Raw genomic sequence first — 13,950 nt, forward strand, 5'->3', positions numbered from 1 at the left:
GGCACGGCAGAATCCCACTGCCTCGTGTTAGATCGCCCTGGATCCGCACGAGTGGCAAGCACGCTCTTTTATCCACCACACTACCCCGATCCTATCGGCCACGCCACCGACACTGAGTGACGCGGTACGATGGATTGCCCACCTGGGCGGGTTCCTGGGGCGAATACACGATGGAGAGCCGGGCGTGACGACGATCTGGCACGGGCTGCCGGGCTGCGTCGTCTGCACTACATCGCCGATCGCTGGCAACTCCTGTACGCAACCCCACCTGCCGCTGGTGACACGTGACATATGAGTAATGCATAGCCCGCTAGGGGCGGGGATCACCAATACCGGATAGCATTCGCTGTCGTGCTCTGGTTCAAGGTTGCACGACTCCGTTTGCAGCAGGTACGGAGGGCGGTAGCAGGTAAGAGCCAGCCAGCGACTCGCGCTCCCAGCGCTTTCAGATGAGCCAGTCAGCGGCGCATACTCCCACCGCTCCCAGATTTGATATTGCCGCTCGCGCCCACGAGCGCCAGATTCGATCACACAGCATCTGGGTGTCAGCACTGCCGCACTCTCTGGCGGGCAGAACAGCACGGATGGGGCAGGTTTCAGCACCGCGCTCGCTATCTTCAGGCAGACCTTCCCGAAGATTATCAACGATGCATGTGCCGAATGTCCACCAACAGTTACGATCTCTTTCTGTATCAGGCAAGAGGCAAATGATATGATCGCTTTGTCACAAAGAATGGCATAGTGACGAGTTATGAAATATTATCTGTTCATCATCTTTATCATACTGCTTGGGATCAGTGGTTGCCAGCGCACGACAACCTCTCTCATCCAGCTTGACGATCTGCAACCACTGCCAATGCCCACGCCGGTAACGTCACCACCCCTGCGGGTATCGGTGGCATCGGTCATTTCAGCCCAGGGAACGGTGCAGAGCTACCAACCGTTGCTCGATTACCTGAGCGCCCGGCTTGGCCGTGAAGTAACCTTGATTCAGCGCCGTACCTACACCGAAACGAACGAGTTGATCGGGCGCAATGAAGTCGATGTTGCGTTTGTCTGCACCAGTGCCTACATTGATGGACGTGACCGCTACGGGATGAGTCTGCTGGTTGCTCCCCAGGTCAACGGTGAAACAACGTACCATTCGCTCCTGATTGTACCGACGGATAGCCCGGCCCGTTCTATGGCCGATCTGCGTGGTAAGGTCTTTGCCTTTACTGATCCAACGTCGTTTAGCGGGCGCGTCTACCCAACGGCCCTGGTGCAAGAGCTGGGTGATAGTCCAGAGAGCTTTTTCCAGGATACGTTCTTCACCTACAGTCACGACGCGGCAATCGAAGCAGTGGCTAACGGCCTCGCCGATGGTGCCGCCGTTGATAGTCTGGTGTTCCACTTTGCCCTATCCCGGCATCCCGAACTACGTGAGCAGGTAAAAGTGATCCACACCTCACCGCCGTTCGGCATTCCACCGGTTGTGGTTGGACCGGGAGTCCGGCCTCAGTTGCGTGCTGAGCTGCAAAATATTCTGCTGGGCATGGCTGACGATCCTTCACCCCTGGCCCAAACTGCCTTGGAGTCGTTAGGCATTGATCGCTTCGTCATGATTGACGATGCAGCCTACGCCAGTGCCCGGCTACTACGCTCACAAGTAGGACCGGTATCGCCATGAACGCAGGGTTCTTGCCACATCAGGTTGTACGATGGGCGACAACGCTATGGCAGATTGTCGGCTCGGTAAATATTCGCGCCAAAATTCTGGGTATTGTACTGGGACTGGTAGTCTTGATGGGTGTGGCTGCTACCATCGAAGTACGGACACTGCTGGAGCATACCCTCACTGTGCAAACGCACGAACGGTCAATTGCCATTGCCCGCGACGTTGCCGCCCGCTCTACCGATTTGGTACTGATGCGCGATTATTACAGACTCTTCCGCTTGTTGCAAGACACTCAGGAGAATAACCCTGATCTACGCTACGCTTTCATCATTGATTCAGAGGGCACGATTGTCGCTCACACTTTTGGCAGCGGCTTTCCGGTCGGTTTGCGCGATGCCAACACGGTAACAGCGCAAGAACATCATCGCAGTGTGCTGCTGGCAACGAATGAAGGTGATATTTGGGATACGGCGGTGCCCATGTTCGACGGTCGTGCCGGTATCGCCCGAGTCGGCCTCTCGCTGGCCGCCCGTGAACAGACAGTCGCTGCCGTCACCGGGCAGTTGTTAATCACCACCATTATGGCGGCAGCTATCGGCATCACTGCCGCAGCGTTTCTAACCTGGCTTCTGACCAGGCCCATCTTACAACTGGTAGCGCTCACTAAGGCGGTTGCGCTCGGTGATTTCAGTCAGCGTGCCCGACGTTGGGCCAACGATGAAATTGGGCAGCTCACCGATGCGTTTAACGCGATGAGTGAGGCGCTGGCGCAGGCTGAGCGTGAACGGGCCGAACGTGAACATCTACGTGCTCAGTATGTCACGCAAATTATTACCGCTCAGGAAGAGGAACGCAAGCGGATCGCCCGTGAACTGCACGATAGCACCAGTCAGGCTCTGACCTCATTGCTGGTCGGCTTACGCTCACTCGCCGACCGCCACCGCTCGCCGGAGATTGCGCAACAGGTAGATGATCTGCGGAGCATCGTCGGGCAAATTCTCAACGATCTCCATGCACTGGCCCGGCAACTACGGCCAAGCGTGCTTGACGATCTGGGATTGGCGGCTGCCTTGCAACGGTATGTAGCCGAGTGTCGTGCTCGCAGTGGTTTGATCATTGATCTGGCACTACCGGGGTTAGATGATTTCCGCCTCGATCCGGTGGTAGAGACAGCACTATACCGGATTGTACAAGAGGGATTAACGAACATCATCCGACATGCCCACGCGAGCACCGCCAGCGTCGTGATTGAACGTCGTGCTGATCGAGTGCGTGCGATCATTGAGGATGACGGATGTGGTTTTGATCCGAATGCCCTGCACGGTGACGGTCATCTGGGATTGAACGGCATCCGTGAACGGGCAGCGCTTTTGAACGGCCAGCTCATCATCGAGTCGTCTCCCGGTAGTGGCACCACGTTGTACGTGGAAATTCCTTTAACGACCAGGCATGAGGAGTGCTATGAGCAGCATTCTCTTAGTTGATGATCACGCTGTGCTGCGTGCCGGTTTACGGCTTCTGCTCGACGGGCAACCCGATCTGCGCGTTATCGGCGAGGCGGAAGATGTACGGACAGCCGTGGTGCAGGCCACTACTCTGCAGCCCGACCTGATCCTGCTCGATCTCAGCCTGACCGGGAGCAGTGGTCTGGCAGCCATTCCAGCCTTACGCGCAGTAGCTCCGCACAGTCGCATCCTGGTGCTTACCATGCACGATGACGAAGGGTACGTGCGACAGGCTCTGGCTGCCGGTGCCAACGGCTATGTTCTGAAGCGTGCCGCTGACGCCGAACTGATTGCGGCGATTCGGGCAGTTCTACGCGGGGAACTTTACATCCATCCAGCGCTAACCCGTCAGTTACTAGAGGATTTGCTTCCACAGACACCGGCTCTGAATCCCTGGGAAAGTCTGAGCGAGCGCGAACGCGAGGTTCTCTTGCTGGTCGCCCGTGGCTACACTGCCGCCGAGATTGCCGAACAATTGAGCCTCAGTCCCAAAACGGTCGAAACCTATCGCACCCGTGGCATGGAGAAACTTGGCCTGCGCTCGCGCGCCGCGCTGGTGCAGTACGCACTCAACCATAACCTGTTGACACCGACCTGATCCGGTTGCAAGCGGACAATGGCTGTCGGGAAAATCCTGACACAAGCCGATCAATAACCTGACTTTTCCTGCTACCGGTGGCACCGGCACAGATGTAAAGTGGGATTAGCGGGAATGCCGTAGATAAGCAATCCGCATTAGTACAAGGAGCCTGGACTATGACCCGGCAACCAACTATCCCCTTAACCCCGGTAAGCCGCAGAGGTTTACTCGGTGCACTGGTAGCCGGCGCCGGTGCCCTCGCTGCGGCTTCAGTACAGGCAGGTCTCCCTGCCAGCACCGGAAAATCAGCCGACACTATCGATGTGCTTTCGCCTGAAGAAGCCCTGGCCGCCTACGAAGCCGAGATTGCTCGCCTCCGTGCAACCAAAGTGAGCGGTACACCCCTCGATCATCTGGAGCGGATGCGGGCCGAACTGCTGCGGGCACTCGCCAAACCGGTCGCCGAACGCCGTTGGGTGATGGTGATTGATCTCCGCGCCTGCGTCGGTTGTCACGGTTGCACCATCGCCTGCGTGGCCGAGAACAAACTGCCACCCGGCGTGGTCTACCGACCGGTGATCGACGAAGAGATCGGTCGCTACCCCAATGTCACGCGCCGCTTCATTCCCCGACCCTGTATGCAATGCGACAATCCGCCCTGCACCGGGGTTTGCCCGGTCTCGGCCACCTTCACCAACGAGCATGGCGTCGTCGAAGTAGACTACGAGCAGTGCATTGGCTGCCGTGCCTGTATCGCTGCGTGTCCGTATGGTGCGCGCACCTTCGATTTCGGATACACCTACACCGCCGACACCACCGACCCTGGCGTCATGTTTGGCGCCGATCAGGCAGCGACCTACGAGACGGTCACCACCTTCGAGTACGGCAAAGCCCACGCACGGCGCAACCTCCACGACTCGCCGGTTGGGAACGTGCGTAAATGCCACTTCTGCATGCACCGGGTACTCAACGGTCAACTCCCGGCCTGTGTCACGACCTGCATCGGGCGCGCCACCTTCTTCGGTGATGCCAATGATCCCGATAGCCTGGTTAGCGAACTGATTGCCAAACCCAATGTCATGCGGTTGAAAGAAGACCTCGGCACCGAGCCGCGTGTCTACTATTTGCAGTGAGGAGCAGACCTATGCTTAAGCGACTCCTCTATCTCGCCGGCACCCTTGGCCTGCTCGTCGGCCTGTGGGGATTGTACGACCGCCTTGTCTACGGTCATATGCATGCCAATTACGGCTCATACGTTGTCTGGGGGCTGTGGGTAGCGCTGTATATGTTCTTCGCCGGGGTAGCAACCGGAGCCTTTATGCTGGCAACCCTCGATCTGCTCTTCGAGCTGCCGATCTTCCGTGGGAGCGGACGCATGGCACTCTGGGGATCGCTGGTGGCAATGCCGGCAGGGCTGGTAGCAATCGGCCTTGACCTCGGTCACATGACGCGCATCTGGAAAGTCTATCTCCAGCCCAATTTCGGTTCGGTTATGGCGCAACTGGTCTGGGGCTACACCATCTTTTTGGGTATCGTTGTGATCAGCCTCTGGCTCAGTTTACGGCCACAACCCTCACGCTGGTTAAAGCCGGTAATGGCAATTGGCCTTATTCTCGCCATCTTCCTCAGTGGTGGGATCGGTGCCCTGCTCGGTGTCAACCAAAACCGGATCAGTTGGCACGTCAGCAACTTACCGGCGCAGTTCCCCGTCTTCAACCTCACCTCTGGTGTGGCGCTAATGCTGATCGCCATCGGCTGGTTCGGCCCACTCCGCGATCCACGCCGCTCGCAACAGTTACGCATTCTCAGCCTGGCGATGGTCGTGCTTTTGCTGGTGAAAGGCTACTACCTCTGGAGCGACGTCTCGCAAGCCCTCTACCAGAACAGTAGCCACGGCGCAGCAGCGATCAATCTCGTCCTGTTTGGCCCCTACGGCTGGGCATTCTGGCTGTTGCAACTCGGACTCGGCATGCTGATCCCGCTCATTGTGCTGACTATGCCGGTTGGACAGCGCGGCTTTGCTGCCGGTTTGATGGGTGTATGTGTGCTGATCGGCCTGGCGGTAGCGCGTGCCAACATCATCTTCCCGGCTCTCAGCCTGCCCGAACTGCAAGGTCTGGGTGAAGCGTTCCACGGCCCACATCTGAGCTTCACCTACAGCCCCAGTTTGATGGAATGGGCGGTTACGGCGGGTATCGTCGGTGCTGCAACCATCGGGTTCCTGCTCGGCACAGATCGATTACCGCTCTTCAATCGTCTACCAACGGAAGCAAGTAGCGCTGCCGATTAGATGACACGTATCATTGGTCGTTATCCCCTGCCCCAACGACAGGAGTGTTGATATGAAACGGCAACCTGAAACATCCACTCGCACCGACCAAAGCATGAGTCGACGCGACTTTCTCAAGACTTCGGCTCTGCTCGGTGGCGGCGCTGCGCTCCTCGGCTTTGGCCCGCTGGCCGGCCTGGCTCGCGGCGAAGCACCGGCACTCGAACTGCCGCTCGTCGATGCGGCCAACTCTATCCAGACGGTCTGTTTGCAATGCAATACCGGCTGCGGTCTCAAAGTCAAACTGATCGATGGCGTCGCAGCCAAGCTGGAAGGTAATCCGTACAGCCCGTGGACGATGGAACCGCCATTGCCTTTCAGCACCCCAATTAGCGCCAGCGGCTCCATTGACGGCGCGCTCTGCCCGAAAGGTCATGCCGGCATCCAGACCGCCTACGACCCGTACCGACTGATGCGGGTGCTCAAACGCAAACCGGGCACACCGCGCGGTGGCGGCCAATGGATCACCATTGACTTCGACCAGGCAATTACTGAGATTGTGGAAGGTGGCGATCTGTTCGGCGAAGGGCCGGTAGAAGGGCTGCGCGCGCTCTATGCCCTCAAGGACGCCAAACTGGCCAAAGAGATGGCAAACGCGGTCAATGCAATTTTAGCCGCCAGGCCGGAAGAGAAACCGGCCCTCGTCGAGCAATTCAAACGCGACTTTGCCGACCATCTCGATGTACTGATCGATCCTGACCATCCCGATCTGGGGCCAAAGAACAATCAATTCGCCTTCGTTTGGGGACGGTTGAAGAACGGTCGTGGCGACCTCGTGCAACGCTTCGTCAAGAAAGGCTTCGGTTCGGTCAACGCCAACGGCCACACCACCGTTTGCCAGGGATCGCTCTATTTCACCGGCAAAGCGATGAGCGAGCAGTTCGATCCCAAGACCGGCAAATTCAGTGGCGGCCAGAAATTCTACTGGCAGGCCGATTTGGGTAATGCCGAATTCGTCATCTTTGTCGGTACCAACCACTTTGAAGCCAACTACGGCCCCACTCCACAATCACCACGCATTACGCAAGGCGTGATCAACAGTCGGCTGCGGTATGTCGTACTTGATCCACGCTTGAGCAAACTGGCCAGCAAAGCCTGGAAATGGCTACCAATCAAACCGGGCACCGACGCCGCCTTCGCAATGGCAATGATCCGCTGGATCATCGAACAGCAGCGCTACAACACTCGTTTCCTCGCCGCTGCCAACAAAGCCGCCGCTGCCGCCAACGGCGAACCGAGCTGGACCAATGCCACCTGGCTGGTGAAGGTCAAAGACGGCGTACCGGGCAAGTTCCTCCGTGCCAGTGAGATTGGATTGACGACTGTCGTTGAAGAGACCGATGCCGAAGGGAAGAAGACGAAAGCGTATGTGACGGCTGATGGCACGCGCTTCAGCTTCGATCCTTTCGTTGCCCTGGTCAACGGCGTACCGACCCCCATCGATCCGAACGATCCCGAAGCCGCCCCGGTGATTGGTGATCTCCTGGTCGATACTGAACTGAATGGCATCGCGGTGAAGAGTAGCTTGCAGGTGATCTACGAGGCAGCCAGCACGCATACCATTGAGGAATGGGCGGCGATTGCCGATGTGAAAGCGGAAGACATCATCGAGATCGCTTACGAATTTACCAGCCACGGAACGCGCGCAGTGGCCGACATTCACCGGGGCCCATCGCAACACACCAACGGCTTCTACACCAATTTCGCCTTCTACACCCTCAATGCCCTGATCGGCAACTTCGACCACCGCGGCGGGTTGATCAAGCCTACGACCTACGACCGACTGGGGACGAAGGCAAAGGGGCCATTTGAGGTTGAGAAGATGACGAACGGTGCCAACGTCCCGTTTGGCATCGACCTGCTGCGCACGAATACCGCCTACGAAAAATCAACGCTATTCAATGGCTATCCGGCGCGCCGACCATGGTTCCCGCTGGCGACCGATGTCTACCAGGAAGACATCCCCTCGATGGGTGATGCCTATCCGTACCAGATCAAAGTCGCCATGTTCTACATGTCGGCCATCAATTACGCCTTGCCGGCGGCGCAGACGACCATCGAGATACTGGCCGACCCGAAGAAAATCCCGCTGATCATCACCAGCGACGTCATGGTTGGTGAAACCAGCACCTATGCCGACTACATCTTCCCCGACCTGAGCTTCCTTGAGCGCTGGGAATTCCACGGCTCACACCCCAGCGTCCCGTGGAAGGTGGAAAACATTCGCCAGCCTGCGATCAGCTTACCGAACTGGCCAACCGTCAAGGTCTTCGGCGAAGAGATTCCGCTCAGCTTCGAGGCACTGGTGCTCGCGATTGCCGAGCGGCTCGAACTACCTGGCTTCGGCCCGAACGGTTTTGGCGAAGGCATCCCCTTCACCCGGCCCGAACACCTCTACCTGAAACTGGCGGCCAACATCGCCTTCGGCGAGAAGGAAGACGGCAGCGATGGCGTACCTCCAGCCGACTATGCCGAATTAGAGGTCTTCCGCCGGGCACGCCGCTTCCTGCCGCCGAGCGTGTTTGATGAAGCCAAATGGCGTGCCGCTATCGGCAATGATGAACAGCTCTGGCGACAAACGGTCTACGTTCTCAACCGTGGTGGCCGCTACCAGGCTTACGAGAAGGGCTGGAAGGGTGATCTGGCCGGCAACCCATACGCCAAACAGATCAACCTGTATCAAGAGAAGACGGCAACCACCATCAACTCCATGACCGGCGATCATCTGATCGGCTACCCGACCTACATCCCGGCTGGTTTGGCTGCCGACGGCACACCAATCGTTGATGAAGGTTACGACCTGCACCTGGTCACCTACAAAGAGGCAATGATGGCGAAGGCGCGTGGCATTGCCGACTACTGGCTCCTCGCCCTAATGCCCGAAAACGCCATCCTGATCAATCGCCTCGATGCCGAACGTCTCGGTTTACGCAACGGTGATCGGGTACGCATCAGCTCGGCCAGCAACCCCGACGGGGTCTGGGATTTGCAGAACGGTACGCGCAAACCGATGATCGGCAAAGTGAAGGTGATCGAGGGCATCCGCCCTGGTGTCATCTCCTTCCCGCTCGGTTGGGGCCACTTCGCCAGCGGCGCCAGCGACATCGTTATTGACGGCGTCACCATCCCCGCCGACCCGCGCCGGGCTGCCGGCATTCACGCCAATGCTGCCATGCGCGTTGATCCAGTACTGGGCAATGTAACCCTGAGCGACCTGGTCGGCGGCAGTGCCGTCTTCTACGACACGAAGGTGAAACTGGAGCGAGTTGGCTAACACACAGAGGTGGCACTCCTTAACCGTGACACGATACAGGAAGGCAGGGATAAGCGGGTGCGACACACCACGAACGTGTGTCGCATCTTCGTTTCAGATAAATCTGGTACCATAACCCAAGCTACTACCTTTATCACCACAGAGACACAGAGGACACAGAGGATGGGTATAACCTGGGTTGCTACCGCGAGACGTGATGTAGCACGTCTATGGGAACAGGCTGCTACCCACGTTGTTCATTCGGTTACTCTACACAGTGTTGTGGGCAACGTCATGCTGTTCATTCTGACAGTCAGCCTCCATGACCTGCTCACAGCATAGGTGGCAACTTGAGTTATCATACATTCACACTCAACAACTCAGAACAGGATGCCTGCTCGCTCATTCAGACAACAGGTGAAGCGCATTGTACTGCGCAAGGAACGAGAAGTCATTGCAGATACCATCACAAGGATGCGCGACACCGGACGGCGCAATGCGGTATCTATGCCCGTTCTGCATCGCCAGTATTTGCAACTGACATAGAACGTCAAACTGGAATATACACCTGGGAGGCTATCATGAGTCAACTGCCCGAAGCGTACCGTACCTTTTTGCAAGACTACCCAACGGTAGCCGGCGTGTACGAACAACTGGGTGCAGCAGCAGCCGAGGCCGGCCCACTCGACGCCAAAACCCGCGAACTGGTTAAACTGGCAATGGCAGCCGCTCTCGGCTCAGAGGGTGCCGTCCATTCCCACGTGCATCGTGCGCTGGCAGCAGGCGCAACTGCGGCAGAGATTGAACACACCCTGATCCTGGGCGTAACCACACTTGGCTTCCCAACAATGATGATGGCACTGCGTTGGGCACGTACCGCACTACACCAGGCTACATCACCACAAAGCTAGAGGAGGAACGACCGTGTCGGTTGATGATCTGATCGATACCACATCGCTGGAACTGCTCGTTGCCCCTGCCCCGTTAGCCGACTTTCTCCGCCAGTCATCGGCAATGCACCGTCATCTCTGCCCACGTCAGGTGCTTGGTGCCCGCATGGGCATGTATGCTGGTGAACTGCTGGGTCTAACCCTGCCTCAAAAGAACAAACGCCTCTACACCTTTGTCGAAACCGACGGCTGTTTTGCCGACGGCGTAAGCGTAACGACCGGTTGCTGGTTGGGGCGCCGCACCATGCGGCTGATGGACGAAGGCAAAGTCGCGGCAACCTTCGTAGACACCCAAACCGGGCAGGCATTCCGCATTGCGCCGCGCCCCAATGTGCGCGATCTGGCCCGGCAGTACGCACCCAACGCCCGCAGCCGCTGGCATGCGTATCTAATCGCCTATCAATTGATGCCACTAACCGATCTCCTCATCGCCCAACCGATCACCCTGACCGTTGATCTCAAGGCCATCATCAGCCGCAACGGTTTACGGACTACCTGCGACCACTGCGGCGAAGAGATCATCAACGCCCGCGAAGTAATCCGCGATGGTCAAACCCTGTGTCGGACGTGTGGGGGGGAGGGGTATTACACGATTACCGGGTAAAGAGGTCAATCGTTGTAAACACAGGAAGGCCGACTTCGAGTAGAGATTAGACACAAGAGCACGAATGTGAACAAATAATAATTTTGTTCAGGGTAAAACTATTGCTGCTACGCATATTCGCGGTACAGCACAGAGGACTGCATTGTGGAACGGCATACCATATATGTCGAGCATGCCACACCACCCAAGCATACGACATGCGCGTTCCCGGTGAACAACAGCATGGTCATCCACTCGTAACATACAACACATGAAAGGGGCGGCTGAAAAACCCGCCCCTTTATGTCCTGCCAGAGATTACCCGGTTCAATGAAACACAAAACCTCCTCATCATTCAGAAGATGAGGAGATTTGGGTAAATGATTTAGCCTACCAGATGCTGTGCCTACATCCCACACGCACTGCATCCACCGACCGGCGCGTCCTCATCGTCTTCGCTGTAGTCGGTGTCGCGGGCGCGGAATGAGTGGCCACAACCGCACGAGGAAACGGCATTCGGGTTGTCAATCTTGAAGCCACCACCCATCAGCGTATCGACAAAATCAATCGATGCGCCAAACAGGTATTGGGCGCTGATCGGGTCGACCAGTACCCGCAGGTTGCCGGCGTAAAACTCGTTGTCGCCTTCGCGTACCTCGTCGTCGAAGGTCATGCCGTACTGGAGGCCCGAACAACCACCACCAGCAACAAATACGCGCAAGGCATAGCCTTCCAGTTCTTTTTCCTGCATCATCTTGAGCAGACGGCTGCTCGCCGCTTCGCTGATGGTCAGCAGCGGTTGTGGGGTGGCCGGTTGGAATGTGATCTGATTGAGATCAACCGTTGTCATGGACTACTCCTTGACCATAATGTACAGTCGCCGAAGCGCCTGCCTCCTTCAATATGTGCAGTATACACGATGTTGGCCGAAAATGCTAGTACTATCTTTCAAAAGTCATCACTGGGCCAGGTTAGCCGATGATCAGGCGGTCGGCCACCATCGCGGCAAATACGAGCGCCAGGTAGAGCAACGAGTATTTGTATAGACCCCAGATCGCTGCCTGATCGCCCACGCGCCACACGGCCCAGGCATCGCGCATGAAGCGTAGACCCAGGACGACTGCCCCGATGAGATATATCCAGCTCATGGCCCCTATCGCTACCGGCAACAATGATACCGCCACCATGATTGCCGAGTAGACCAGAATCTGCCAGCGCGTTTCGGCTTCACCGGCCACAACCGGTAACATTGGCACGCCGGCCCGCGCATAATCCTTCTGCTTCACCAGGGCTAACGCCCAGAAATGGGGTGGAGTCCAGTAGAAAATGATTGCAAACAGCACGACTGCCATCAGGCTAACCGAACCGGTTACTGCCGTCCAGCCTACGAGTGGCGGAATGGCGCCGGCCCCACCACCAATGATGATGTTTTGCCAGGTTGATCGTTTGAGCCAGCCCGTATAGAACCAGGCGTAGTAGATGATGCCCAGCAAGGCGAAGAAGGCCGCCAGCGGTGTGGTGAAGACCCAGAGCACAATGATCGATAGCACGCTCAAAATCAAACCAAAGATGAACGCCGCCCGCCGCGAGATGCGACCACTCGGTACCGGACGCCGGCTGGTGCGCCCCATGTTGATGTCAATATCGCTGTCGAAGGCACAATTGATCGCCCCCGCACCGCCGGCAGCCAGATAGCCACCGATCATTGTCCAGATCACCAGCCACCACGATGGTAGCCCGGCTTCGGTGATGAACATGGTGGTCAGAGTGGTTACCAGGAGCAGCGAAATAACTTTGGGCTTGGTCAGGCTAATATAGTCGGCTACAACTGTTCGCCAGGCCGGCTGCGAACGCACACCTGCGGTAGCGGTTGCAAATGAGAATGGTACCCGTTGCAGGATCACGGCAGCGATGATCGTAGCGGCCCAGAGGAGCGCAATGGCGGTCAGACTGATCAGATGTCCAGCCACCGGGATGAAGGCGCCAAGAAGGGCAAGTAAGGCCAGCGCCGGCAGGAACAGACTGTAGCGCGGCAACGCCAGCGCCAGTGCTGGAGTTTCAGCGACGGGTCGTAGCCGCCGTCGCGCTTCCAGGGCCATCCACACCGACAGCAAAGCGGCAAAGCCGACTGCACTGACGCTGTTTGTCGGCACCGCCGTCATCATCCCAAAGCCGGGAACGACACTGCGTGCGCCGATAGCCAGGGCCGCAACCCCGGCAGCGGCTGCTGACCACCACGCCAGACTGCGCAGACGGCGCTGCATCTGTGCCGCTCGCCCGGCCAGTCGCTCTGGTGTGGCCGGCGTTGGCACGGCGATGAGGGCAATGGTGAGGCTTTGCGCCCCGAACGCCAGTAGCGCGCCACTCAGGTGCCATACATCAGCCACCATCGCCGGAACGCCCCAGACCAGCAACGCGCCTGCCAGAGCCTGTAAGAGAAAGAATGCGGCAGCTATACCTGCCGTTATGCGCGGTAACCCGGCAGTGTCCGATGACCGCCAGACAGCTACCAGACCGGCGAACACAGCCAGTAGTGCCAGCGCGACGAACAGTCGGTGCAAGAGTGATATCCAGACCAATGGATTCTGGCTCTGTACCAGTTCTTCCAGACACAAAGGCCACGACGAACAGACGGTCGCACTGGCCGAGATAGTGACCAGTGCACCTGAGATGATTGTGGCCAGCGTTAAGCCTAAACCAACAAGCAAGATTCGCATTAGAGAACGCGCTGCCATACACTCCTCACGCTCTTACGGCAAAGCCAGATACGCAGCACCAAACAGCGCCAGCGTCGCCAGCGCAGTGAGAATTGTCCACCCCAAATCTGCCCGACCATCACTGCGCGGTACGTTGGCCGGTGCCTGCTGGAATGGTTGCCGGTACAGACGCCACGCGGCAAGAATCAACGGAATTTGACCACCGATAGCTACAATCGCTGCGAGCCAGAAAATCAACCAGGCAATCATTGCAGTAACCTAATATTCGTGGATTCTTTCACGATAATGACACTGGCGAAATTATACCATGCCCCGATTTGAGACAACAATGAACATTTCAACACCGGATCGCCTTCTATCGCACCAGAAAGCGCTC

Annotated in this window: 12 protein-coding genes; 9 read left to right on the forward strand and 3 right to left on the reverse strand. The window is 57.6% G+C overall.

Annotated elements, in window-relative coordinates:
• The first annotated feature begins 37 nt into the window (after positions 1 to 37).
• From CAUR_RS21840 to CAUR_RS00130, 9 genes are all read left to right on the forward strand, one after another.
• Positions 38 to 295 carry an IS4 family transposase gene (locus CAUR_RS21840; RefSeq protein ID WP_476575577.1) on the forward strand — a complete coding sequence of 86 codons (258 nt, stop codon included), beginning with the start codon at positions 38 to 40 and terminating at the stop codon, positions 293 to 295.
• A gap of 456 nt (positions 296 to 751) precedes the next feature.
• Complete coding sequence (locus CAUR_RS00095) at positions 752 to 1,669, forward strand: substrate-binding domain-containing protein (protein ID WP_012255931.1); 918 nt, start codon at positions 752 to 754, stop codon at positions 1,667 to 1,669.
• Positions 1,666 to 3,141: a HAMP domain-containing sensor histidine kinase gene (locus tag CAUR_RS00100; protein WP_012255932.1), complete on the forward strand. Its 1,476-nt coding sequence runs from the start codon at positions 1,666 to 1,668 to the stop codon at positions 3,139 to 3,141. The genes CAUR_RS00095 and CAUR_RS00100 overlap by 4 nt, the downstream gene beginning before the upstream one ends.
• A complete protein-coding gene (locus tag CAUR_RS00105) occupies positions 3,119 to 3,760 on the forward strand; it encodes a response regulator (protein WP_012255933.1) in 642 nt (213 codons plus the stop codon). Before CAUR_RS00100 ends, CAUR_RS00105 begins: the two co-directional genes overlap by 23 nt.
• A 158-nt stretch (positions 3,761 to 3,918) precedes the next feature.
• Positions 3,919 to 4,875, forward strand: a complete 957-nt coding sequence (locus CAUR_RS00110; protein WP_012255934.1) for a 4Fe-4S dicluster domain-containing protein — start codon at positions 3,919 to 3,921, stop codon at positions 4,873 to 4,875.
• Positions 4,876 to 4,886: 11 nt separating this feature from the next.
• On the forward strand, positions 4,887 to 6,032 hold the full coding sequence (gene nrfD / locus CAUR_RS00115; protein WP_012255935.1) for an NrfD/PsrC family molybdoenzyme membrane anchor subunit: 1,146 nt from the start codon (positions 4,887 to 4,889) through the stop codon (positions 6,030 to 6,032).
• A gap of 52 nt (positions 6,033 to 6,084) precedes the next feature.
• Positions 6,085 to 9,345: a molybdopterin-dependent oxidoreductase gene (locus CAUR_RS00120; RefSeq protein ID WP_012255936.1), complete on the forward strand. Its 3,261-nt coding sequence runs from the start codon at positions 6,085 to 6,087 to the stop codon at positions 9,343 to 9,345.
• 560 nt (positions 9,346 to 9,905) lie between these two features.
• Positions 9,906 to 10,235 (forward strand): carboxymuconolactone decarboxylase family protein, encoded by a 330-nt coding sequence (locus CAUR_RS00125; RefSeq protein WP_012255937.1) that lies wholly within the window; start codon positions 9,906 to 9,908, stop codon positions 10,233 to 10,235.
• Positions 10,236 to 10,248: 13 nt separating this feature from the next.
• Entirely contained in the window at positions 10,249 to 10,878 is a 630-nt protein-coding gene (locus CAUR_RS00130; protein WP_012255938.1) for an FmdE family protein, read from the forward strand.
• 385 nt (positions 10,879 to 11,263) lie between these two features.
• On the opposite strand, the gene erpA is transcribed toward CAUR_RS00130, so the two are convergent.
• The 3 genes from erpA to CAUR_RS00145 form a co-directional block, all read right to left on the reverse strand.
• Complete coding sequence (gene erpA / locus CAUR_RS00135; protein ID WP_012255939.1) at positions 11,264 to 11,707, reverse strand: iron-sulfur cluster insertion protein ErpA; 444 nt, start codon at positions 11,705 to 11,707, stop codon at positions 11,264 to 11,266.
• 121 nt (positions 11,708 to 11,828) lie between these two features.
• Positions 11,829 to 13,592 (reverse strand): heme o synthase, encoded by a 1,764-nt coding sequence (locus CAUR_RS00140; protein WP_012255940.1) that lies wholly within the window; start codon positions 13,590 to 13,592, stop codon positions 11,829 to 11,831.
• A gap of 15 nt (positions 13,593 to 13,607) precedes the next feature.
• Entirely contained in the window at positions 13,608 to 13,823 is a 216-nt protein-coding gene (locus CAUR_RS00145; protein ID WP_012255941.1) for a cytochrome c oxidase subunit II, read from the reverse strand.
• Positions 13,824 to 13,950 lie beyond the last annotated feature (127 nt).

The sequence above is a fragment of the Chloroflexus aurantiacus J-10-fl genome, from assembly GCF_000018865.1.
Taxonomy (GTDB): domain Bacteria; phylum Chloroflexota; class Chloroflexia; order Chloroflexales; family Chloroflexaceae; genus Chloroflexus; species Chloroflexus aurantiacus.